This is a genomic window from Archangium gephyra (genome assembly GCF_042230915.1).
Classification (GTDB): domain Bacteria; phylum Myxococcota; class Myxococcia; order Myxococcales; family Myxococcaceae; genus Archangium; species Archangium gephyra_B.
The window spans coordinates 8,240,403-8,261,765 of the sequence record NZ_CP102578.1 but is presented as its reverse complement, the minus strand read 5'-3'; the positions used below and the strand labels follow the sequence as shown (position 1 = coordinate 8,261,765).

Here is a 21,363-nt window from a genome sequence, read left to right as displayed (position 1 = left end):
TCCTAGATTCCAGGTGAGAGGTCTCCAATTCACTTGGGACGGACGCCCGAACGCTTCGCATATTCGGACGCTTCCCAGCGCTTCCTCAGGCGGAGGGTCATCTCCCGGCGTACCTGCTCCCACTGCCGGGCATCCGTTTCCACTTCATAGCCCGAGCGGGTGAGCCTCCGCGCGGCCTCCCGGGCGAATGTCTGCTCCCCAAGCGTCTCCAGCAGCCGCAGGTACTCGTAGTCCTCGAGGCCATCGCGGATGTGCTTGAGGCGCAAGGACACCACGGGCTGGTGGCGGGAGAAGCCCGGCCGGGTTGGAGTGCCCGGGTAGAAGAGGGTGCCGTCGCCGTTGCCGCCGAACTCGAAGACGTCCTTCCAGGGGTCCTTCGTGTTGTAGGCGAAGACGGTGTCGAAATAGAGCTCGCCGTCCACCCCGGAGAGGAAGGCCAGCGGGCCCATGGCCCGGTTGAGCGGGGTGGGGTGGTCCACCATGTACGAGGCCCAGCCGCTGTAGACCTTCTCGGCGGCGGCGTCCGCGGCGGGGCCGCCGTTGCAGCCGTGCGAGTTGCAGCTCTGGTACCACCACACCTTCACGTGGGGCTCCAGCTTGCCGCGCAGCGTCTGCAGCGGGACGACGTTGCGGCACGTCTGGGGCCCGGGGCGGGGGAAGAAGCAGTTGAGGGTGGGGGCGAGGATGTCCGCCGAGCCCCGCAGCGCGTCATCCAGAGGGGCGGTGACGAGCACGGGCACGTCCTGCTGGGCGGCGCGCACGCGCAGGGCCTGGGTGCGCACGAGCGCCACGTCCTCGGGTTTGGGCTCGTCCTTGGCGTAGAAGAAGAGGCGGGCCTTCCAGCCCTTCTGGCGGAAGTGCTCGGCGAAGGCGCGGTAGTACGCGGACTTCTCCGCGTCGGTGCGGGCCGCCTTGCTGTCGCGCACGTCGGCGGTGGTGAAGCGGGCGCCCGAGTCCAGCGCGGAGCCCTCCAGGAAGGGGCCCATCTCCGCGTCGTACGCGCGGAAGTCCACCACCGCCTTGCCACCCTCGAAGCGCACCGGCGGCGCCTCCATGCTCATGCCATGGGCGGTGATGCGATGGGCGAGCAGCGCGCCCACGTAGTCGCGCAGCAGCTCGCGGGCCTCGGGGGACTCGGGCTTCAACCCGTGCGCCTTGGAGATGCTGTAGAGCGAGATGCCGAAGCTGTTGGGCAGCGAGGAGGTGGCGGGCAGCACGAAGGGCTGCACCTCCGCAGTGAAGGGCACGGGCGCGAGCGCCTTGCCCCCGGCCTCCACGTGCAGCACGCCCTGGTAGGTGCCCGGCTCCTGGGACTCCGGGGCGCACAGCTCCACGTAGAGGACGGTGGGCGCTCCCTCCGGCCCTGGCGAGGACTCCACTGGCACCAGCGGGTCCGGCCACAGCCCCGTGCCGCCCTGGGAGTTGGAGGGCGTCTTCACGTCCAGGAAGGCCTCGCGCCATACCGAGGCCTCCAGCGTCTTGCCCTCGGGTCCGCGCAGCGCCAGCGGCTTCACCTTCAGCCGCGCGTTGCCCGGGGGCAGCACCACCTGGGCGGCCTCGCACTCCCCGCGCGCGAGGCTCAACCGGGCTTCCTTCTCACCCTTCAGCTCGACGCCGGGCCGTACCTTCTCCAGCGCGGAGACCACCCGGGGCTCGGGTGCCGCGGTCAGCAGCTCCGCGAGCAACCACCCCATCGCCCAACCCGCCCCCATGTCTCCCCCTCCGCGGCCCCTGGCCGCTCTAGGTTTCGTTCTGCGCCGTCGCCGTGGCCGACGCCATGATCTTTCCCTGCTGGTACTCCGTCAGCTCCGCCACGAGCGAGCCCAGGACGAGCTCCGCCTCGATGCGCACCGGCAGGTGGCGCGCGTCCGCGGTGAACCAGGCCACCATGTCGCGCCTGGAGGCCAGCTTGCCGGAGAACTCGGTGTACACGCGCAGGCGGAACACGTCCTGCTTGCCCAGCTTCGTGTCCAGCGTCTCGCGCGCCTCCACCTTCGCCTTCATCATGAAGGTCTTCGAGCCGGTGAAGACGGGGTAGGCGTACTCCCGGCCCACCTCCAGCACGCGGTTGCGCAGCGCGAACGTCGCCCCGGCCACGTCGAGGGTGCCCTCGGCCAGCTCATGGGTGGACTCGCGGGGCGTCTCGCCCTCCTTCTGCTTCACCACCTGGGCGCTCTTGCCGTCCTCGGCCAGCTTCACGCGCACGCGGCGGCGCTTGTTGTTCTGGTCCTCGTGCATGTCCGAGCCCAGCACCCGCTGCCCGCCGAAGTCCCAATAGGAGACGTACTTGTCCTTCACGGGCCACACGCCCGCGATGGCTTCCGACTTCGCCAGCGACACGATGGGCCACACGTCCTTGCCCCACTGCTTCATGGGGGCGCCCACCGTCACCTGGGCCGTGCCCGCCGTCACCCCGAGGTACTGGATGCGATAGCGCGCCTGCTCACCGGGGCCGAAGGCGGACGGACTCCCACCCTGGGCGAGGGCAGCCCCCGACAACAGGAGGCTCAACAGCATCCCGGTGAACATTCCCTTGGACTGCATGCGCATCAATGGCTCCTGGCAAGGTAGGCAGCCGCATCCTGGGGTGCCAACTCCACCGCCAGCCCGCGATTCCCCGGCTGCATCCTGATGGACGGATGGCCGTGGGGCCCATTCAACAGCAGAATTCCCCCCTTCGTGCGCGCCCGGATGGGAGGCGGCCATGGCCCGGCTGGACAGCATGCGGCCAGGAGCGGGGCCCGGGGCGGGTGGGCGCTGGTGGGGAGGGGGAGCCCTTCCCCCCGCGAGGCTGCTAGCCTGGGTGGAGCCCGGCCGGCGTGGAGCCCGTGCCCGGCCCAGGAGGGACGCGATGCCGCTGGACTACTACGAGGACGAGGACGAGAAGGACTCGGGCTCGAAGAACGGCCGTAAGGACTTCGACTGCCCCGAGTGCAACGCCAACAACCCGCTCGAGGAGCCGCTCTCGGACGGCCAGGAGGTGCTCTGCAACTACTGCGGCCTCGAGTTCGGGGTGAAGGCCCAGGACAACGGGCGCTTCAAGTTCAAGGAGCTCTGAGCGGCGCTCAGGTGCGCTCGCCGAAGATGGCGGTGCCCACGCGCACCAGGGTGGCCCCTTCCTCGATGGCCAGCTCGAAGTCATGGGTGGTGCCCATGGACAGGCCCGTCAGCCCGTGCTGGCGGGCCAGCTCCCGGAGGGTGCGGAAGTAGCCGCGCGCCACCTGCTCGTCCTCGGTGGGCGGGGGCAGCGACATGAGGCCCTCCACGCGCAGCCCCGGCAGCGCGCGCACGGACTCCAGGAAGGGCCCGAGCGCCTCGGGAGCCAGCCCGCTCTTGCTGGCCTCGCCGCCCACGTTCACCTCCACGTAGCAGGGGATGGGCGCGTCCTGCCGACGGCGCGACAGCTCCTGGGCCACCTCCAGCCTGTCCAGCGCGTGGAAGGAGAGGGCGGCCTTGGCCACGTACTTCACCTTGTTCGTCTGCAGCGGCCCGATGGCGTGCCAGCGCAGGCCCTCCAGGTCCGCCAGCTCCGCGGCCTTGTCCCGCAGCTCCTGCGCGTAGTTCTCCCCGAAGTCCCGCTGCCCCGCCGCGTACGCCTCGCGGATGAGGGCCGCCGGCTTCAGCTTGGAGACGGCCACCAGGGTGACGGAGCCGGGCGCCCGGCCCGCGCGGGCACAGGCCGCGGCCACCCGGGCTCGAATCTGCTCCAACCGCTCGGCGACGCCGCTCATGGCTTGCTCCAGGGAAGGGGGACGCCGGCCCGGGCGAGCAACTCCAGCGTCTCGCCCAGGGGCAGGCCGATGACGTTGGTGGGGCTGCCCTCGATGCCCGCCACGAGGAAGCCGCCCTTGCCCTGGATGGCGTAGCCGCCCGCCTTGTCCAGGGACTCGCCGGTGCGGGCGTACCAGGCGATCTCCCCCGCGCTCAGCGGGCGGAAGGTGACGCGGGTGCGCACCACGGTGGAGTACTCGCCAGGGTGCTCGCCCCCGGGGCCGGCGAGGGCCACGCCCGTCTGGACCTCGTGTGTCCTACCCGACAGTCGGCCCATCATCTCGCGGACCTCGGCCTCGTCGTGGGGCTTGCCGAGCAGCTCCTCTCCGAGGACGACGGTGGTGTCGGCGGCCAACACCCAGGCGCCCGGAGTGCGGGTGGCCACCGCTCGGGCCTTTTCCCGGGCCAGCCTGAGCACGTAGGCTGGGGCGGCCTCGCCCTGGTGGGGGGTTTCGTCGATGTCCGCCGCGGACACGTCGAAAGCCAGTCCGAGCTGGCCGAGGAGCTCGCGCCGCCGCGGCGAAGCGGACGCGAGAACGAGCCGGGTTTGACCCACTGAGGTGTGCATGTTACGGCTCGCCTCTAGCAGAACTGCGCCCTGGAGTGGACCCTGGATGAATCCCGCGGACCTGCTCGCGGCCATGACGCGCACGGTGGAGCAGTTGGCCGCCTACAACGACATCGCGAAGGCTCTGACCTCGACGCTCGAGCTGCGTGAGGTGCTGAACCTGATGATGGAGAAGGTGCGCAGCCTGCTGCGGCCCCGCAACTGGTCGCTGCTGCTCCAGGACGAGCGCACGGGCAAGCTCTACTTCGAGATCGCCGTGGGGGAGGGGGCGGAGGTCCTCAAGGGGCTGCAGCTGACCCCGGGCGAGGGCATCGCCGGGGCGGTCTTCTCCACGGGCACGGCCCGGCTGGTGGAGGACGTGACGCGCGACCCGCTGTTCGCCTCCCGCTTCGATGAGGTCTCGGCCTTCCGCACCCGCTCCATCGTGGCGGTGCCGCTGATTGCCCGCGGCCGGGTGCTGGGCGTCATCGAGCTGGTGAATGGCTCCACGGACCGGCCCTTCACCCAGGATGACCTGATGGCGCTGACGGCCATCTCGGACTTCGCGGCCATCGCCATCGAGAACGCGCGCAACTTCCGGCGGGTGCAGGAGCTGACCATCACCGACGAGCACACGGGCGTCTACAACGCCCGGCACCTGCGCGCGCAGCTGGAGCACGAGGTGCGGCGCTCGCAGCGCTTCCACCACCCGGTGTCGCTCATCTTCCTGGACCTGGACCGCTTCAAGGCCATCAACGACGCGCATGGCCACCTGGTGGGCAGCGCGGTGCTCAAGGAGGTGGGCGAGCTGCTCGTCTCCTGCTGCCGACAGCTGGACTACGTCTTCCGCTACGGCGGGGACGAGTTCGCCCTGTTGCTGGTGGAGACGGGCACGGATGGGGCGATGACGAGCGCCACGCGCATCCGCGACACCTTCCGCAACCGGCGCTTCCAGGAGGCGGCGGGGCTGGACTTGCAGGTGACGGCGAGCCTGGGGGTGGCCACCTACCCGGAGCACGCGCTGTCATCGGTGGACCTGGTGCGGGCGGCGGACTTCGCCATGTACGCGGCCAAGGCGCGGGGCCGGGATGACGTGTGCCTCGCGGTGCCGCACGCGGACCTGCCCGGCGGCGCGGCCGTGATGCCCCGCAAGAAGTAAGGGGGCGCCCCCCGAAGGGAGACGCCCCCTGGACGAGAGGCAGTGCCCCTCGCGACGGCTACCCGCCGGTGACCTGGTCGAGCGCGGCGGTGTTGGTCTGCACCTGGCCGCTCTTGCGCAGCGACTTCACGAAGGACTCGGCCACCTCGTACTGCTTGGCCTGCACGGCCTGCTTGCGCAGCTCGTCCTTCTTCTGGGCGAAGTTGGCGTCATCCGCCAGCTGGCGCTCGGTGACCTGGGCGATGATGAAGCCCTCGCCCACCGGGAACACCTGCTCCAGCACCTGCGGACCCTTGCTGGCGAACACCGCCGTGAGCAGGTCCGGCGCCGGGCCCAGGTGGGGCACGTTGATGCTGGCGGCGTTGAAGGTGTCCGTCTGCACCGCCTCCGGACGCGTCTCCGTCTCGAAGCGCAGCAGCGCCGGCTGCTCCTTCTCGGGCGGGAACAGCTCGGTGATGCTCTTGCCGCCCTTCACCGTGGCCAGCGCCTTGTCGGCCTCGGCGCGCGCCATCTCCTTGGCCTTGTCCTGCTTGTAGAGCGTGGTGGCGATCTCGTCCTGCACCTGCTCCAGCGTCTTGTCCTGCGCCGGCTTCTTCTCGTCCACCTTCACCAAGTGGATGCCGAACGACGTCTCGATGGGCTGCGTCACCTTGCCCGGCTCGAGCGCGAAGGCCGCGTTGGCCAGCGCCGGATCCCAGTTGCCGCGCTCCTTCCAGCCCAGGTCTCCGCCGCCCGGCTTGGTGGCCGCGTCCTCGCTGCTGGCCCGCGCCACCTCGCCGAAGTCCTTGCCGCCCTCGATCTCCTTGAGCAGCGCCTGGGCGCGCTCCATCGCCTTGGCCTTGGCCTCCGGCGTGGCGTCCGGGGCCACCTTCACCAGGATGTGCCGCGCGCGGATGCGCTCGGGCTGCTGGTACACGAAGCGGTTGGCCTCGTAGTAGTCCTTGATCTCCTTCTCATGGGCCTGGCGGTAGGCGGCCAGGTCCGCGGCGCTCGGGGCCGGCACCTTGGCGGCGTACATGCTGGGCAGGAAGCGGGCGAACACGATGCGCGCCTGGTTGCCCTCCTTCTCGAAGCGGGTCCGGACCTCGTCGTCCGACACCACCGCCCCGCTCTGCACCATGCCGATCATCTTCTGCGCGGTCAGCTGGCGGCGGATGTCCTCCTCGAAGTCCGCGGGCGTCTGCCGGTAGTAGTCCCGGAGGATCTGCTGGTACGTGGCGAGGTCGAACTGGCCGTCCTTCTGGAAGTCGGGCCGGTTCTGCAGGACCTTGACGATCTCCTCATCCGAGGCCCGCAGCCCGTGGCGCTCGGCCGCCTGGGCGAGCAGCTCCGTGTTCACCATCCGCTCCAGCACCGACTGGGGGAGGCCGAACTGGCGGGCGATCGCCTCGGAGACCGGCTGGCCCTGCGAGCGCAGGTACTGCAGCTGGTTCACGTACTCCCGCCGGAACTCCATCAACGGAATTTCCTTGCCGTTGACCACCGCGGCCGCCGACGGCGCGGTCCCGGCCGGGTTGGCCCGGCCGAACCCCGAGCTGCCAGGTCCGAACTGGAGGGTGAACACCACCGCGATCGCGATGATGAAGACGTAGATGACGACCTTCCGCGGCTCGAGAGCGTCCTTCATGATGCCTTTTGCCTTGAGACGCGCCGGGTGTTTCCCCCCGTGGAAGGATTCGCGGCGCGCGTGTGTTGGGTGCCCGGTCGGATGGTGGACGATGGAACGCCACCCCCCGTGAAGACCTTGACTGCCTAGAGCAACACCCCGGAAAATGCAAGCGATTCAGAGTAGTTAGCGAGCCCCCCTGTCGTAGCTGCCGCTCCCTCTCTCCTACACGGACCTTCACGAAGTGCTGTCGCTTCTCAAGCGCAACCTGACGCTTCTCATCGTGGGTGGGCTGCTGCTGTACCCGTTCGGGGCTTTCCTGACGACGGGTCGGCGCGGACGCGACCCCAATTTCGTGGACCGGGCGGTCATTGGTTTGTCCGCCCCCCTGCAGCGCGGACTGATTGGCCTCATCGATGGGGTCAAGGCCGTGGTGTACGGCTACATCGACCTGCGCGAGGTGCGCCAGGCCAACGAGGAGTTGCGCGCGGAGAACCTGCAGTTGCGGGCCACCGTGCAGGCCCTCGGCGAGACGCGGGCGGAGAACGAGCGGCTGCGAGGCCTGCTCGGTTACGCCGAGGCGGCGCCGGGGCCGGAGATACCCGCGCGGGTCATCGGGGTGAATCCGGTGGCCAAGCTGCTGTCGGTGCGTATCAACCGGGGTGAGTCGGACGGGGTGTTCCGCGGCATGTCCGTGGTGACGCCGGACGGCATCATCGGCCAGGTGGTGCGCAGCACGGGCGGGTGGGCGGACGTGGCCCTGGTGACGGACCTGCAGAGCCGGGTGGGTGTGCGGGTGCAGCGCTCGCGGGCGCGGGGCACGGCGGCGGGAGCGGGCAAGGGTCCGCTGCGGCTGGAGAACATGCTGCGCACCGAGGACGTCCAGGAGGGCGACCTGATCATCACCTCCGGCACGGACGGGGTGTACCCGCCGGGGCTGGTGGTGGGGAAGGTGACGCGCCTGGAGAAGACGGAGCACGGCATGTTCCTGGGGGGCGATGTGGCACCCGCGGTGGACACCACGCGGCTGGAGGAAGTGCTCGTGATGGGCAACCCCTTCGGGGCCTTGGTGCAGGGACCGGCGGGCGGTTCCGGAGGTGAGCGTTAGATGAAGTTCCTGGTCACCCTCGGGCTGGCGTTGCTGCTGCTCACCCTGGAGTCGGTGGTGGTGCAGCAGCTGGGCCTCGCCATCAGCCGCATCGACGTGACGGTGGTGCTCGTGGCCTTCCTGGCCGTGCGCGCCAATACGCGGGAGGGGGCCATCTCCGCCTTCTCGGTGGGCTATCTGCTCGACTTGATGAGCGGCCAGCCCACGGGCCTCTTCACCTTCCTGGCCGTCCTCACCTTCCTGGTGGGCAAGCTGGTGGTGAGCCTGGTGGAAGTGCGCGGCCGCGTGGCCTTCGTCCTCTTCGCCATGGGCGCGGACGTGGGCCATGGGCTGCTCGCCAGCTTCTTCACCTGGATGACCACGAAGGAAGGTAGCTCGGCCTCGGCGCTGTTGCCGGGGCTGCCGCTGCAGGTGACGCTCACGGGCGTGGCGGCGGTGTTCCTCTATCCCTTGCTGCGGCGCTTCGAGGCGTCGCAGGATCGCACTTCTTCCGCGGGGTTGCTGCGTTGACGCCTCCGACGCTGTCCGAGACGACTCCTGGGCGCGATCTCAAGCGCCGCTTCGTATGGGTGGGCCTGGCGATGGTCGCCGGCATGGTGGCGCTGGCCGTCCAGCTCTACCGGCTGCAGATCACCCAGGGCGAGGAGTACGCCGCCAAGAGCGTGGCGAACTTCGTGAAGGAGGTGCGCCTGCGGGCGGACCGCGGCCTCATCAAGGACAAGCGCGGCACCATCCTGGTGGACAGCCGTCCGTCCTTCGACGCCTTCGTCACCCCGGCCTTCTGCACCAACTGCGCGCAGGACGTGCTGCCGCGCCTGGGCGAGCTGCTCGGCTGGGACGAGCCCACGCGCAAGAAGGTGGAGGAGCAGGTGAAGGTGGCGCGCCGCACGGCGCCCTTCCAGCCGTTGCCGGTGCGCATCGATCTCACGCGTGACGAGTACGACCGCATCAACGCCCGGCGCGACATGCTGGACGGCGTGGAAGTGGTGCCCGTGCCGCACCGCAACTACCGCACCTCGAGCGTGCTCTCGCACGTGCTCGGGTACATGAACGAGATCACCACGGAGGAGCTCGAGAAGCTCAAGTCCGAGGGGGCGCACTACGCGCTGGGTGACTACATCGGGCGGCGCGGCCTGGAGCGCTACTTCGAGTCCACGCTGCGGGGCACGGACGGGGTGCAGAAGGAAGTCGTCAACGCGCGCGGAAAGATCATCGAGGAGTTCAGCGACAAGCTGGGCAAGGACGCGGTGGTGCCCTCGCGGCCGGGCAACAACCTGGTGCTGTCCATCGACATGCGGCTGCAGGAAGAGGCCGAGCGGGCCTTCCCGGGCGCGGCGGGCTCGGTGGTGGCGGTGGACGTGAAGACGGGCCTCATCCGGGCGGTGGTGTCGCGCCCGGGGTTCGATCCCAACCTGCTCACCGGCCGCATCACCCCGGCGCAGATGGCCTCGCTGGCCAAGGATCCGCTCCAGCCGATGATCAACCGCATCTCCGCGGACCACTTCAGCCCGGGTTCCACCTTCAAGGTGATTACCGCGCTGGCGGCCTACAAGTCGGGCCTCTTCCGGCCGGAGACGGTGGTGACGTGCCCGGGCGGTTACCGGCTGGGCGCGCGGCTGTGGCGCTGCCACAAGGACAGCGGCCACGGGCCGGTGAACGGCAAGACGGCGCTGCAGTACTCGTGTGACACCTGGTTCTACAAGGTGGCGGACACGCTCGGCCTGGATCCGATCGCCGAGATGGGCAAGGCGCTCGGCCTGGGGGCTCCCACGGGCATTGGCGTGCTCGCCGAGGTGCCGGGCATCATGCCCAGCAGCGACTACCACAACAAGGCGTCCGCGGGTGGCTACACCAAGGGCATGGCGCTCAACAGCGCCATCGGCCAGGGCGACGACAACGTGACGCCGCTGCAGATGGCCATGGTGTACGCGGCCATCGCCAATGGCGGCACGCTCTACAAGCCGCAGCTCGTCGAGCGCGTCGAGGGCCTGGATGGCGAGGTCATCCAGCAGTTCGATCCGCAGGTGGTCAACAAGATCGAGATTCCGGAGGCGCACCGCAAGGCGGTGGTGGAGGGGCTGTTCGCCACGGCGATGGTGCCGGGCGGTACCGCCTACAGGGCGATGGTGCAGTCGGGGCTGAAGGACGTCACGGTGGCGGGGAAGACGGGCACCGCGCAGGTGGCCTCGCTGGGCGCGGTGCGCCTCAAGACGCACCAGATGGACTTCTTCCAGCGCGACCACGCGTGGTTCGCCGGGTTCGCGCCCGCGGAAGACCCCGAGATCGCCGTGGTCGTCATCAACGAGCATGGTGGCCACGGTGGCGCGGACGCCGCGCCCACCGCGATGGCGGTCATGAAGAAGTACTTCGACCTGAAGAAGGAGGACGCGGCCAACCCGCCGCCGCGTCAGAACACGCCCTACGTCTCGACGCTGCCGGATGCGCCGAGCGTGCAGGACGTGCTCACCCGGGTGACCGCTGGAGGCGATGATGCAGTTGCGGATTGAGCGCCGCATGGTGCCCCACATTCCGTGGGGCCTCTTGCTGAGCGTGCTCGCGGTGTCGGGGTTGGGCATCTACAACCTGGCCTCGGCCTCGCGCGCGCAGGCCACGCCGGTGTGGACCAGCCAGGCCCTCTACCTGGGCGTCAGCCTCGCCATTGGCATGGTGGTGTGCCTGGTGGACTACCGCGTCCTGCACCGGATGGCGCTGCCCATCTACATCGCCAACATCCTGGCGCTCATCGCGCTGCGCTTCATCGGCCACAAGGCCAAGGGCGCCGAGAGCTGGTTCGTCCTGGGTCCCATCCGCATCCAGCCCGCCGAGTTCATGAAGATTGGCGTGCTGCTGATGCTGGCCAAGGTGTACCACGACGACTTCAAGCCCGGAGACGGCTCCTACGGCCTCAAGCGGCTGGTGAAGCCGGTGCTGGTGGTGATGGTGCCCTTCACGCTGGTGCTGGTGCAGCCGGACCTGGGCACCGCGCTGATGATCTTTCTGTCCTCGCTGACGGTCATCCTGTTCGGCAAGGTGCGCTGGTACCTGGTGGCGGTGATGGTGGCGGGCATCCTCGCCGGGGCCATCGTCATCTGGAACGACTACGTGCGGGACGTGCCCGAGCCGCGCACCACCATCGTCCGGCACATGCTCAAGCCGCACCAGAGCAAGCGCATCTCCGGGTGGTTGGATCCGGAGTCGGACCTGCGGGGCAGCGGCTACCACGCGGCGCAGTCGAAGATCGCCGTGGGCTCCGGAGGCCTGTCCGGCAAGGGCTGGAAGGAGGGGACGCAGACGGGACTGTCCTTCCTCCCCGAGCAGCACACGGACTTCATCTTCTCCGTGTGGGCCGAGGAGCAGGGCTACGTCCTGTGCGTGCTCCTGCTGGTGCTCTACGGGTTGATCTTCACCTTCGGATTGGGGGTGGGCTTCAACGCCCGGGACCGGTTCGGCGCCTTCACCGCGGTGGGGGTGGTGTCCATGCTCTTCTGGCAGGTGTTCGAGAACATCGGCATGGTGATCGGCCTGCTGCCGGTGACGGGCATCACCCTGCCGCTGCTCAGCTACGGCGGCTCCTCGCTGGTGAGCGTGATGCTCAGCATCGGGCTGCTGGTGAACATCAGCATGCGACGCCACATGTTCTGAGCGGACGGGCTCACCGGCCCGTCTGCTGGTGGGAGGCGTGCACCGGCTTCGACTCCGGTGAGCCCTTCTCCCGCAGGAAGATGGAGAGCACGACGAGCACGGCCACGGAGAGGAACTCGCTCTGCCAGTTCTGGAAGGACTGGAACCAGAAGGTGGAGGTCGCCATGAAGGCCAGCAGCCCGAGCGTGGGCTGGCCGTGGGCCCGGGCCTCCTCGTTGTACTCGGCCCTGCCGCCCACCGCATGCATCAAGAAGCAGAAGGCGAAGAGGCCGAAGAGCGCGATCGTGAGGGAGTGGCTGTAGAGCTGGAGCGCGAGACCCCCCCGGTGCACCGGACCGGGTGAGTCCGGCTTGCGCTCCGCGCGCGGGTCCTTGTCCACCTCTTCCGGCTCGAACTCCTTCGACTCGCCCGAGCCCTTCTGCCGCAGGAAGACGGTGAAGAGGACGAAGCACCCCATCTGGAAGAACTCGCTCTCCCAGTTCTCGAAGGTGGCCTCGATGAATTCCCCCGAGGTGAGGTACTGGCTCCAGGTGACGCCCGGCTGGCCGTGGTCCTCCTGGTCGTGGTTGTAGTGGCTCCAGCCCGTGAGGCTCTGGCCGATCCAACAGAGCAGGAACAAGCCGAACATCACCAGGGACAGCCCGTTGTTCCGCAGGAATCGCCGCATGGGTGGAGTCTCTCCCATTCGCATGACTCTGGAGGTTCTGCCTCCGTGCCTGTCTTGGAAGGTACTCACTGCGGCCCCCTCGAGTCAGGGCGGGCCTGGGTAGGAGGGCCTGGCTGTCTGGCCGGCCGGACCACGCGGCGAGACGCCGGGGTTAGAGCGCGCGGCCGGTGAGGATGGTGGTGACGACGGTGAAGTAGATGACCACGCCGGTGACGTCCACCAGCGTGGCCACGAAGGGCGCCGAGGCGGTGGCCGGGTCCAGCCCCAGGCGCCGCAGCAGGAAGGGCAGCATCGAGCCGCACAGCGTGCCGAACATCACCACGCCCACCACGCTCAGGCCCACCGCCACCCCCACCCATGCGTAGTGGGGGCCGTAGACGATCTCGTGCTGCGGCCACATGAGGATGCGCAACAGGCCCAGCAGTCCCAGGAAGACGCCCAGGGCGACGCCACTGGCGGCCTCGCGCACCGCCACCTTCCACCAGTCCTTGAGCTCCACGTCGCGCACCGCCAGCGCGCGGATGATGAGCGAGGTGGCCTGGGAGCCCGAGTTGCCTCCCGAGGAGATGATGAGCGGCACGAAGGCGCTGAGGAACACCGCCTGGGCGATGGCGTCCTGGTAGTGGGCCATGGCCGTGGCGGTGAACATCTGCCCCACGAAGAGCACCGTCAGCCAGCCCACGCGCTTGCGCAGCATGCCGGTGATGCCGATGTCCAGGTAGGGCGCCTCGAGGGCCTCCATACCGCCGATGCGCTGGATGTCCTCGGTGGCCTCCTCCTCGGCCGCGTCCAGCACGTCGTCCACGGTGATGATGCCCACCAGCACGCCCTGAGAGTCCGTCACCGGCAGCGCCACCCGGTCGTACTTCTCGAACATGCTGATGAACTCCTCGCGGTCCGCCGTGGCGGGGATGCTCACCAGCTGCCGGTCGTGGATGTCCGTCACCATCGTGTTCGGAGCCGCCAGCACCAGCGACGCCAGCCGCACGTCATCCAGCAGCCGGCCCTTCTCGTCCACGATGTAGAGCACATGCAGCGTCTCGCGGCCCTGGCCATGGGAGCGCACGTACGCGAGGGCATCGCCCGCCGTCAGGTTGCCCGGGATGGTGAGGTACTCCGGCGTCATGTAGCGGCCGGCGCTCTTCTCCGGGTAGCCCAGCAGGTTGCGGGCGACCTTCAGCTCCTCCGGCGACAGCGAGGTGAGCAGCCGCTTCGTCACCTCGGCCGGCAGCTCCTCCAGCAGGCGCGTGCGGTCGTCCGGCGCCATCTCGTCCAGCAGGTTCTTCAGCTGCTCCCGGCCCAGCGTCCCGACGATCTCCGTTTGCTGGTGGGGCGGGAGGTACTCGAAGACGAGCGCCGCCGTGTCGCGCGGCAGCAGCCGGAAGATGATGCCGCTCTCGTCCGCTGGCAGGTCCTCGATGACCTCGGCCACGTCCGCGGGATCCATCTCCGAGAAGGCATCCCTCAGCGCGTCCCAGTCCTTGGCGGCGATGAGCGCTTCGAACTCGGGCTTCAGGAGGTTTCCCAGCATCACAATCTCCGCGCGCGGACAAGGGCGCGCATGGTGTATGAAACCCGCCGGTTGGGGTATGGAAATCTGAGTCCGTTCCCCAGGAGGAGAAGATGGACAGGAAGGGCTCCCGGAAGAAGGCTCCCGGCCAGTCAGAAGACACCGAGCGTACGGAGGCCACCCCTCCCGCGGCTCCTCGCGTGGAGGAGGCTCCGCGCCCCGAGCCGGCCCGCCGGCCGATTCCCACGGTGACACCCTCCAGGCCCGCTCTCGCGCTGCCCGGCCGTGCCCCGGCTCCCGCTCCGGCCAAGGCCGCTCCCCGGAGCTTCTTCTCCCCCATCATCGAGGTGGGGGCGGATGAGGAGCTGGAGCACCGGCACTTCCCGCGCGCGCGGCTCGCCACGAATTTCGAGCTGTGGATCGACGAGGGCGGGGAGCGGCGCTTCACCGCCACCTTGCGCTCGTCCAACGTGAGCGTGGGCGGAGCCTTCCTGGAGAGCTCCTTCTTCCTGCCCATGGACACGGAGCTGCGGGTGCGCTTCTCGCTGGAGCCCGGTGCGGCCCCGGTGGAGGCGCGCGCCCGGATCGTCCGCGAGCAGCGTCCGCGCCGCGAGGACGATCCCACGGGCTTCGGCATCCGCTTCGAGGAGTTCTACGGGCAGACGGAGGTGTCGCTGGCACGCCTCTTCCTGGACATGCGGCTGCGCACCTTCGCCGAGGAGTACCTGCGCTCCAACCGCGCCCGCGGCCTGCCCAACGAGCTGGAGCGGGTGGTGGACGCCCTGGCCGCGTGGGAGCTCCTCAAGGCCAACAACCCCACGGACACCTGGCGCGGCGAGTGAGCCGCCCGCGCGGAGTCCCGGTGGGGGCCTCCGCGCGGGTCGGGGTGGGGCCTACATCACCTTCTGGATCGCCGCCTCGATCTTCGCCTTGGGCAGGGCGCCGACGATCGTCCCCGCCACCGCGCCATTCTTGAAGATGAGCAGGGTGGGGATGGAGCGGATGCCGTACTGCTCGGCGACCCGCTGGTTGCTGTCGATGTCGATCTTCGCGACCTTCACCTTGCCCTTGTACTGGGTGGCCAGCTCCTCGATTGCGGGCGCGATGGCCCGGCACGGGGCGCACCACGTGGCCCAGAAATCCACCAGCACGGGCTGGTCGGACTTGAGCACTTCATTGTCGAATTCCGCATCCCCGATGTTCATCACGTCAGCGCCTGCCATGGTGTCTCCTTCGGCGTGCAGCCAAGCAGAGGGGCGCGTGCTCTAGTACGTGCCCGATGAGCCTGCAAGGACCGGCTTCCAGGTCCTTTGCTTGCTTAGATGCGGACGGGGCGGGGGCGTCGCAAGCGTTTCCCGGTCTGATGTAGATGACGCTTCGGCCCGGGGCATTGAGGTGTAAGCTAGCGGGGTGATGAAGCTCTTCCTTCCCCAGTCCCAGCTCGAAGAGTGGGCACTGGAAGACAAAGCGGACGTGAAGGACGGTGTGCTGGTGGTGACCGGTGAGGAGGGTGTGTACCCGGTGACACCCGCGGTGCACATCGTGCAGCTCGTCACCGGAGAGGACGCGAACGATCTGGTCGCCAAGGTGAAGACCGAGGCCCAGCTCCAGTCCCTGGGGGCCGAGCAGATGGCCGACTCCGTGTTGCTCGGAGATACGGCATATGAGGTCGTCCCCGGTTATGTGGCCGAGGTCCCCATCTCTCCCTCGGATGCCGGCTCGGCTGACGGCAAGACGGGCTCCGAGGCGGATCTCCTCGCCGCCTTCCTTCTGAACAAAATGGGCTGACGCACTCAGTCCAATAGGTTGTCTCCGCCATGAATCACGCGCTGGTTTCCCTCGCCTGCCACGCCTATGTCGTCGCGGCGTTGGTGTACCTCGTCTACCTCGTCCGGCAACTGGACGCGCTCGCCACCGTGGGCCGGGTGCTGGTGGGCACGGGGCTGGGCCTGCATGGAGTGGCCCTCTTCGGGCTCTTCGGGGCTCAGGGGGGCCGCCCGGTGGGGATGGCCCAGGGCTTCTCCACCTTCGCCTTCCTGCTGCTGGCCATCTTCCTGGTGGTGGATGTGCGCTACCGCCGGCCGGTGATCGGCGCCTTCATCACCCCGCTGGCGGTGGCGGTGCTGCTGCCGGGCCTGCTGTTGGATCGCGGGCAGGTGCTGAGCCCGGACGTGCAGCGGCCCCTGTTGCCGGTGCACATCACCATCGCCCTGCTGGGCGTGGCGGCCTCGGCGCTGGCCGCGGGCGTGGCGCTCATGTACCTGCTGATGGAGCGGCAGGTGAAGGGCAAGCGCTTCGGCCTGCTCTTCTCGCGCCTGCCCTCGCTGGAGTTCCTCGACACGCTCAACCGCCAGTTGGTGGTGGTGGGCTTCATCGCCCTGTCGGTGACGCTCGTCACCGGGGCCTTCTTCTCCAGCGCGGCGCCGGGCTTCTTCTGGTCCTGGACGTCCAAGCAGATCGCCACGTTGGTGGCCTGGGCCGTTTTCGCCGCGCTCGTGGGCGCCCGCTCCTTTGGCGGGTGGCGGGGCCGGCGTGTCGCACTGTTGACCATGACGGGGTTTGGCTTGCTGCTGGTGTCGTTCCTGTCGTCGTATGACTTCCTCCACGCCAGCGGGGGGTGGCGCTAGTCATGGAGTTCCTGTGCATCGGTCTATCGCACCGGACGGCGCCGCTCGGGGTGCGTGAGCGGCTCGCCCTGCCGGAGACCCATCAGGTGGAGCTGTTGCAGCGGCTGGCCCAGTCGCCCAACGAGGCCTTCCTCGTGTCCACGTGCAACCGGGTGGAGCTGTACCTGGCCGCGCCGGACATGAACCGGGTGCGGGAGAGCGCCCGCAACGAGCTGCAGGAGCTGGGCGGCCCGGAGACGCTGGAGCACCTCTACGAGCACCGCGGCGAGGACGCGCTGGTGCACCTCTTCCGGGTGGCGGCGAGCCTGGACTCCATGGTGCTGGGCGAGGCGCAGATTCTCGGCCAGGTGAAGGACGCCTTCGAGAAGGGCCAGGGCGTGGGCGCGGTGCGCGGCGAGCTGACGCGTGTGTGCGCCGCGGCGTTCGGCTGCGCCAAGCGGGTGCGCACGGAGACGGCCATCGGCCGGGCCGCCACGTCCATGGCCAGCGCGGCCGTGTCGCTGGCGAGCAAGGTGTTCGACGGGCTGCGGGACAAGACGGTGCTGCTGGTGGGGGCGGGCGAGATGGCGGAGCTGGCCGCGCGTCACCTGAAGCAGGCGGGCGCCACGAAGCTGCTGGTGGCCAACCGCACGCTGGCGCGCGCCGAGGCGCTCGCGGCCGAAGTCGGTGCCACCGCGCGTCCCTACGAGGAGCTGTTCACGCTGCTCGCCGCGGCGGACGTGGTGGTGTGCAGCACGGCCTCGCCGGTGCCCATCTTCACCAAGGAGAACGTGGGCGCGGTGGCCAAGGCGCGCAAGCACCGGACGCTCTTCATGGTGGACCTGGCCGTGCCGCGCGACATCGCCCCCGAGGTGGGGGAGCTGGACTGGGTGCACGCCTACGACGTGGACGACATCCAGAAGTTCGTGGCGGAGAACGCCGCCGCCCGCGCCGAGGAGGCGCAGAAAGCGGGCGTGCTGGTGGCCCAGGAAGTGGCGCGCTTCGTGCGCGAACGGGCCGTGCGCAACGGCGTGCCCGTGCTCGCCCAGCTGCGCCAGCGCGGTGAGGCCATCGCCCGCGCCGAGGTGGAGCGCACGCTCTCCACCATCGGGGACGGCCTCACGGACAAGCAGCGCAAGAGTGTCGAGGCGATGGCGCGTGCCATCGTCAACAAGCTGCTCCATGAGCCCACGGCGAAGCTGCGCGCGGTGGGCCCCGAGCATGAGGGCAACCGGCTGGCCGGCGCCGCCGCCGAGCTCTTCGGGCTCGAGGAAGCGCCCGCATCCACGGGGACGGCCGGCCCCAATGTCGTGGCCAACGGAGGCAAGGGATGAAGGCCGTACGCATCGCCACCCGGCAGAGCCCGCTGGCGCTCTGGCAGGCCCGGCACGTGAGCTCACTGTTGACCCAGCTGCATCCGGGGCTGGAGTGCTCCCTCGTGGAGATGAGCACCGCGGGGGACCGGTTCCTCTCCGCGCCCCTGTCCACCGTGGGCGGCAAGGGGCTGTTCGTGAAGGAGATCGAGCAGTCGCTGCTCGATGGCCGCGCGGACCTGGCCGTGCACAGCCTCAAGGACATGACGTCCGTGCTGCCCGCGGGCCTGCTGCTGGCGGCCGTTCCCAAGCGGGAGGATCCGCGCGACGCCTTCTGTAGCCCGGCGGGGCTCTCGCTGGAGATGCTGCCCAAGGGGGCGCGCGTGGGCACCTCGTCGCTGCGCCGCAGCTGCATCCTGCGCTCGCGGCGGCCGGACCTGGAGATCATCAGCCTGCGCGGCAACGTGCAGACGCGGCTGGCGCGCACGCGCGAGCTGGGACTGCACGGCGCGGTGCTCGCGTATGCGGGCCTCAAGCGCCTGGGGCTGGAGACGGAGATCACGGAGGTGCTGCCCACCAGCATCAGCCTGCCGGCGGTGGGGCAGGGGGTGCTCGCCATCCAGTGCCGCACCGAGGACGCCGAGGTGCGCGGGTTGCTGGCGGCGCTGGAGGACGACCTCACGCGCGTGGCGGTGACGGCCGAGCGCGCCTTCATGGCCCGGCTGGAGGGCGGGTGCACCGTGCCGCTGGCCGGACACGCCACCGTGGAGGGCGGCACCGTCCGCCTGCGGGGGCTGGTGGGACGGCCGGACGGCACGAAGGTGGTGGAGGGAGAGCGCAGCGGCCCGGTGGAGACGGCGCTCGCGGTCGGCGAGGCGCTCGCCGAGGAGCTGCTCTCGCGCGGCGCGGGGGAGATCCTCCGGGACTTCGGCCGCGCTTCCCCCGTGCCGGAGTCCTGACGGGGACGGGGTCAGCCCGCGAACGGGGGCCAGGCCCGCTCAGGTGTAGACGTCTACACCTGGAAGGGGGAGGGCATGTGGGTGGATGTGCGCGCCCAGGTGTAGACGTCTACACCTGAAGCCCGCCCGGAGCGGAGATTCAACCCGACGGGGCGGAGCTGCTCTCGAGCGATGCGGTCGAGCAGCTCACTTCTCGATGCGATCTGCGGGCGCGGCCTCTCGCCGGGCGAGCAACAGGAAGGGCACCGCCGCGGCCTGGATGACGGCGCCGACGAGGTAGGCCGAGCCGTAGCCGCCGATGTCGGCCACTCGTCCCAGGGCGGGTTGCACCACCACCCCTCCAGCCGAGCCCATCAGGTTGTCGAAGGAGAGCACGGTCGCGCGTTGTCCCGAGGGAATGACGCCGTTCAGGTACGCCTGCTTCATGGGCCTGCTGGCCGACTGGGCCAACGCCGAGACGACCAGCGCCACGATCGCCACCCAGAAGTGCGTCGTCCATCCGATGACGGCCAGACAGCCGGCGCTGATGACCATGGCGGCGAGCAGCGCGTGTGTGCGCCGGCTGAACAACCGGCGCACGGAGGGGACGAGCAACCCCGCGGCGATCTCGCACCCGGCGACGACGGCCGCCGCCAGACCGGCGATCCAGAACGCGCGCGTGTCGCCGTAGAGCTGAAGCAGATAGGGCTGGAGGGCGTAGAAGGCGAAGATGCTCACCCCCATGGTGAAGGGGGCCGCCAGCATCAGCCAGCGCGCTGGGGGGTTGCGCAAGCCGTGGTCGAGCGACCCACGCACCACCATCCGCACCCTGTCCAGCGGGCCCTTGCCGCGCTCGGGGGTGAAGCCGAGATCCTTCATCGAGACGAAGGCCACGGCCATCGTGACGCCGAGCAGGACCGAGCGGAGGACATAGGGCACACCCAGGTTGCTCATCTGGGCGACGACACCCCCCGCGACCGAGCCGATCAACATGGCCGTACCCGACACGATCTGGCCCCTGGCGAGCACCGACTCGAACGTTTCCCCGACACCGCAGAAGGTGAGCGCATCGACCAGCCACGCCTCGGTGGCACCCGAGAAGAACGTGAAGCCGAGGCCGATGAGGATGGATGCGATGGCCCAGCCCCACAGCGGCGCACGGATCTGCCACATGGCGACGTAGATCAGCGTCGAGACCAGCAACGTGGCGGTGCCGAGCAGATACGAGGCGCGCCTGCCCCACGTGTCCGCCACCACCCCGGTGGGAATCTCGAAGAGCACCTGTCCCGCGGTGAAGAACGCATTGACGGCGAAGGCCTCGGCGTTGCTGAGGCCCGCGTCGAGAAGGAACAGGGTGTTGATGCCCCAGATGAAGGAGGACGCCAACGTCGATAGCAAGGTCAGCAGCAGGTAGGTGCGCTGGACGTGTCTCGCCTGGCTCAAGGATCAGTCCCTCCTGGCCCCTACATTGACACGAACGGCTGAATGGTTGTGACCTCCAGTCCATGACCAACCAAGACTCCGAGTATCAGTCCTGTATCCAGAACTCCGAGCGCGTGTCCTGGCGGATTGATGACCTTTTGCCCAAGGAGACCGTCATCGACTTCAGCCGGCGCATCCTCTCGGACGCGCTCACGGGGACGGACGGCATCGGTTGCTTGAGCGCGGCGGAGAAGCTGCTGCTCAATCAGATCCGCTCCAACAGCTACGCCCACCTGTTCCTGTTCCTGGAGGAGTACGCCGTGGCCCTGGCCGCGCACCGCGCCGGCCTCGAGCTCCACAAGAACCAGACCCAGATGCGCGCGCTCCTGCGCTTCACCGAGGAGGAGCTCAAGCACCAGCAGCTCTTCGCCCGGTACACCGCCGCGTTCGCCCGCGGGTTCAAGGTCGCCCCAGGCCTGCTCGACAACCAGGTCGCGGTGGCCAAGGCCATCATGGCCAAGTCCAACCTCGGCGTGCTGATCTTCAACCTCCACATGGAGCTGATGACGCAGCAGCATTACGTGGAGACCATCCGCGACAACGAGCGCGAGACGCTCGATCCCCTGTTCTGCAACCTGCTCAAGCACCACTGGCTCGAGGAGGCGCAGCACACCCGCCTGGACTTCCTGGAGGCCCAGAAGATCATCGCCGTGGAGCCCGGGGGCGTGGACGCGGCCATGGCCGAGTACGCCGAGCTGCTCCAGGCGCTCCGGGGCACCTTGAACGCGCAGCTCCAGCTGGATCTCCAGACCCTGGAGCAGGCCGCGGGGCGGACGTTCTCGGAGGCCGAGCGCGAGGAGATCTTCAAGGCCCAGGAGCGCTCGTACGTCTGGTCCTTCATCGGCATGGGGATGAAGGCCCCCCTCTTCCTCTCGCGCCTGCGCGCGCTCTCCCCCGTGGCCGAGCAGCGCGTCCTCGAGCTCGCCCCCCAGTACTACTGCAACTGAGCACCGGGGCAACTGGGGAGACCTCCAGGGTCATGCCCGCTGGCATGACCTGTCTCCAAAATCGGAC

21 protein-coding genes are annotated in these 21,363 nt (G+C 69.2%); 12 read left to right on the top strand and 9 right to left on the bottom strand.

Annotated features, from left to right (window positions below; genetic code table 11):
• Positions 1-29 precede the first annotated feature (29 nt).
• On the bottom strand, positions 30-1,712 hold the full coding sequence (locus tag NR798_RS32300; RefSeq protein ID WP_375766372.1) for a DUF4091 domain-containing protein: 1,683 nt from the start codon (positions 1,710-1,712) through the stop codon (positions 30-32).
• 28 nt (positions 1,713-1,740) lie between these two features.
• The gene (locus NR798_RS32295) at positions 1,741-2,550 is read right to left on the bottom strand and encodes a DUF3108 domain-containing protein (RefSeq protein ID WP_375766371.1); all 810 of its coding nucleotides are present in this window, start codon (positions 2,548-2,550) and stop codon (positions 1,741-1,743) included.
• Between the two features lie 301 nt (positions 2,551-2,851).
• Here NR798_RS32295 and NR798_RS32290 point away from each other — a divergent pair, with 301 nt between their 5' ends.
• Positions 2,852-3,058, top strand: coding sequence for a hypothetical protein (locus NR798_RS32290; protein ID WP_375766370.1), 207 nt, complete (start codon positions 2,852-2,854; stop codon positions 3,056-3,058).
• Positions 3,059-3,065: 7 nt separating this feature from the next.
• On the opposite strand, the gene NR798_RS32285 is transcribed toward NR798_RS32290, so the two are convergent.
• Both NR798_RS32285 and NR798_RS32280 read right to left on the bottom strand, forming a co-directional pair.
• Positions 3,066-3,731: a YggS family pyridoxal phosphate-dependent enzyme gene (locus tag NR798_RS32285; protein WP_375766369.1), complete on the bottom strand. Its 666-nt coding sequence runs from the start codon at positions 3,729-3,731 to the stop codon at positions 3,066-3,068.
• Complete coding sequence (locus tag NR798_RS32280; protein ID WP_375766368.1) at positions 3,728-4,339, bottom strand: Maf family protein; 612 nt, start codon at positions 4,337-4,339, stop codon at positions 3,728-3,730. Before NR798_RS32280 ends, NR798_RS32285 begins: the two co-directional genes overlap by 4 nt.
• A gap of 46 nt (positions 4,340-4,385) precedes the next feature.
• Here NR798_RS32280 and NR798_RS32275 point away from each other — a divergent pair, with 46 nt between their 5' ends.
• Positions 4,386-5,477 carry a diguanylate cyclase gene (locus NR798_RS32275; protein WP_375766367.1) on the top strand — a complete coding sequence of 364 codons (1,092 nt, stop codon included), beginning with the start codon at positions 4,386-4,388 and terminating at the stop codon, positions 5,475-5,477.
• Between the two features lie 58 nt (positions 5,478-5,535).
• On the opposite strand, the gene NR798_RS32270 is transcribed toward NR798_RS32275, so the two are convergent.
• Positions 5,536-7,104 carry a SurA N-terminal domain-containing protein gene (locus tag NR798_RS32270; protein WP_375766366.1) on the bottom strand — a complete coding sequence of 523 codons (1,569 nt, stop codon included), beginning with the start codon at positions 7,102-7,104 and terminating at the stop codon, positions 5,536-5,538.
• A 223-nt stretch (positions 7,105-7,327) separates the two neighbouring features.
• Here NR798_RS32270 and mreC point away from each other — a divergent pair, with 223 nt between their 5' ends.
• Genes mreC through rodA form a run of 4 tightly spaced genes read left to right on the top strand, consistent with a single transcriptional unit; the run spans position 7,328 to position 11,833 of the window.
• Positions 7,328-8,191 (top strand): rod shape-determining protein MreC, encoded by an 864-nt coding sequence (gene mreC, locus NR798_RS32265; RefSeq protein ID WP_375766365.1) that lies wholly within the window; start codon positions 7,328-7,330, stop codon positions 8,189-8,191.
• Entirely contained in the window at positions 8,192-8,701 is a 510-nt protein-coding gene (locus tag NR798_RS32260) for a hypothetical protein (RefSeq protein WP_375766364.1), read from the top strand. It begins immediately after the preceding gene.
• Positions 8,698-10,698: a penicillin-binding protein 2 gene (gene mrdA, locus NR798_RS32255; RefSeq protein WP_375766363.1), complete on the top strand. Its 2,001-nt coding sequence runs from the start codon at positions 8,698-8,700 to the stop codon at positions 10,696-10,698. Before NR798_RS32260 ends, mrdA begins: the two co-directional genes overlap by 4 nt.
• On the top strand, positions 10,682-11,833 hold the full coding sequence (gene rodA / locus NR798_RS32250; RefSeq protein ID WP_375766362.1) for a rod shape-determining protein RodA: 1,152 nt from the start codon (positions 10,682-10,684) through the stop codon (positions 11,831-11,833). Before mrdA ends, rodA begins: the two co-directional genes overlap by 17 nt.
• 10 nt (positions 11,834-11,843) lie before the next feature.
• On the opposite strand, the gene NR798_RS32245 is transcribed toward rodA, so the two are convergent.
• Entirely contained in the window at positions 11,844-12,500 is a 657-nt protein-coding gene (locus tag NR798_RS32245; RefSeq protein ID WP_375766361.1) for a DUF6766 family protein, read from the bottom strand.
• A gap of 151 nt (positions 12,501-12,651) precedes the next feature.
• Positions 12,652-14,031, bottom strand: coding sequence for a magnesium transporter (gene mgtE, locus NR798_RS32240; protein WP_375766360.1), 1,380 nt, complete (start codon positions 14,029-14,031; stop codon positions 12,652-12,654).
• A gap of 92 nt (positions 14,032-14,123) precedes the next feature.
• On the opposite strand from mgtE, the gene NR798_RS32235 reads away from it, so the two are divergent.
• Positions 14,124-14,852 (top strand): PilZ domain-containing protein, encoded by a 729-nt coding sequence (locus tag NR798_RS32235; RefSeq protein WP_375766359.1) that lies wholly within the window; start codon positions 14,124-14,126, stop codon positions 14,850-14,852.
• A 51-nt stretch (positions 14,853-14,903) separates the two neighbouring features.
• On the opposite strand, the gene trxA is transcribed toward NR798_RS32235, so the two are convergent.
• The gene (gene trxA / locus NR798_RS32230) at positions 14,904-15,233 is read right to left on the bottom strand and encodes a thioredoxin (protein ID WP_375766358.1); all 330 of its coding nucleotides are present in this window, start codon (positions 15,231-15,233) and stop codon (positions 14,904-14,906) included.
• Positions 15,234-15,423: 190 nt separating this feature from the next.
• Here trxA and NR798_RS32225 point away from each other — a divergent pair, with 190 nt between their 5' ends.
• From NR798_RS32225 to hemC, 4 genes are read left to right on the top strand one after another with little or no spacing between them, the layout of a single operon-like run.
• Positions 15,424-15,798, top strand: coding sequence for a hypothetical protein (locus tag NR798_RS32225; RefSeq protein WP_375766357.1), 375 nt, complete (start codon positions 15,424-15,426; stop codon positions 15,796-15,798).
• A 29-nt stretch (positions 15,799-15,827) separates the two neighbouring features.
• Positions 15,828-16,637, top strand: coding sequence for an inner membrane protein YpjD (locus tag NR798_RS32220; RefSeq protein WP_375766356.1), 810 nt, complete (start codon positions 15,828-15,830; stop codon positions 16,635-16,637).
• Between the two features lie 2 nt (positions 16,638-16,639).
• Positions 16,640-17,950, top strand: a complete 1,311-nt coding sequence (hemA, locus tag NR798_RS32215; protein ID WP_375766355.1) for a glutamyl-tRNA reductase — start codon at positions 16,640-16,642, stop codon at positions 17,948-17,950.
• Positions 17,947-18,888, top strand: a complete 942-nt coding sequence (hemC, locus tag NR798_RS32210) for a hydroxymethylbilane synthase (RefSeq protein WP_375766354.1) — start codon at positions 17,947-17,949, stop codon at positions 18,886-18,888. The genes hemA and hemC overlap by 4 nt, the downstream gene beginning before the upstream one ends.
• A gap of 186 nt (positions 18,889-19,074) precedes the next feature.
• On the opposite strand, the gene NR798_RS32205 is transcribed toward hemC, so the two are convergent.
• A complete protein-coding gene (locus tag NR798_RS32205; protein WP_375766353.1) occupies positions 19,075-20,310 on the bottom strand; it encodes an MFS transporter in 1,236 nt (411 codons plus the stop codon).
• 62 nt (positions 20,311-20,372) lie between these two features.
• Between NR798_RS32205 and NR798_RS32200 the strand changes: the two genes are divergently transcribed.
• A complete protein-coding gene (locus NR798_RS32200; RefSeq protein WP_375766352.1) occupies positions 20,373-21,296 on the top strand; it encodes a hypothetical protein in 924 nt (307 codons plus the stop codon).
• Positions 21,297-21,363: the final 67 nt, after the last annotated feature.

Coding starts and splice junctions, on each gene's coding strand:
- NR798_RS32300 (WP_375766372.1), bottom strand. CDS start 1,712: ATGGGGGCGGGTTGGGCGATGGGGTGGTTGCTCGCGGAGCTGCTGACC.
- NR798_RS32295 (WP_375766371.1), bottom strand. CDS start 2,550: ATGCGCATGCAGTCCAAGGGAATGTTCACCGGGATGCTGTTGAGCCTC.
- NR798_RS32290 (WP_375766370.1), top strand. CDS start 2,852: ATGCCGCTGGACTACTACGAGGACGAGGACGAGAAGGACTCGGGCTCG.
- NR798_RS32285 (WP_375766369.1), bottom strand. CDS start 3,731: ATGAGCGGCGTCGCCGAGCGGTTGGAGCAGATTCGAGCCCGGGTGGCC.
- NR798_RS32280 (WP_375766368.1), bottom strand. CDS start 4,339: ATGCACACCTCAGTGGGTCAAACCCGGCTCGTTCTCGCGTCCGCTTCG.
- NR798_RS32275 (WP_375766367.1), top strand. CDS start 4,386: ATGAATCCCGCGGACCTGCTCGCGGCCATGACGCGCACGGTGGAGCAG.
- NR798_RS32270 (WP_375766366.1), bottom strand. CDS start 7,104: ATGAAGGACGCTCTCGAGCCGCGGAAGGTCGTCATCTACGTCTTCATC.
- NR798_RS32260 (WP_375766364.1), top strand. CDS start 8,192: ATGAAGTTCCTGGTCACCCTCGGGCTGGCGTTGCTGCTGCTCACCCTG.
- rodA (WP_375766362.1), top strand. CDS start 10,682: ATGCAGTTGCGGATTGAGCGCCGCATGGTGCCCCACATTCCGTGGGGC.
- NR798_RS32245 (WP_375766361.1), bottom strand. CDS start 12,500: ATGCGGCGATTCCTGCGGAACAACGGGCTGTCCCTGGTGATGTTCGGC.
- mgtE (WP_375766360.1), bottom strand. CDS start 14,031: ATGCTGGGAAACCTCCTGAAGCCCGAGTTCGAAGCGCTCATCGCCGCC.
- NR798_RS32235 (WP_375766359.1), top strand. CDS start 14,124: ATGGACAGGAAGGGCTCCCGGAAGAAGGCTCCCGGCCAGTCAGAAGAC.
- trxA (WP_375766358.1), bottom strand. CDS start 15,233: ATGGCAGGCGCTGACGTGATGAACATCGGGGATGCGGAATTCGACAAT.
- NR798_RS32225 (WP_375766357.1), top strand. CDS start 15,424: ATGAAGCTCTTCCTTCCCCAGTCCCAGCTCGAAGAGTGGGCACTGGAA.
- NR798_RS32220 (WP_375766356.1), top strand. CDS start 15,828: ATGAATCACGCGCTGGTTTCCCTCGCCTGCCACGCCTATGTCGTCGCG.
- hemA (WP_375766355.1), top strand. CDS start 16,640: ATGGAGTTCCTGTGCATCGGTCTATCGCACCGGACGGCGCCGCTCGGG.
- hemC (WP_375766354.1), top strand. CDS start 17,947: ATGAAGGCCGTACGCATCGCCACCCGGCAGAGCCCGCTGGCGCTCTGG.
- NR798_RS32200 (WP_375766352.1), top strand. CDS start 20,373: ATGACCAACCAAGACTCCGAGTATCAGTCCTGTATCCAGAACTCCGAG.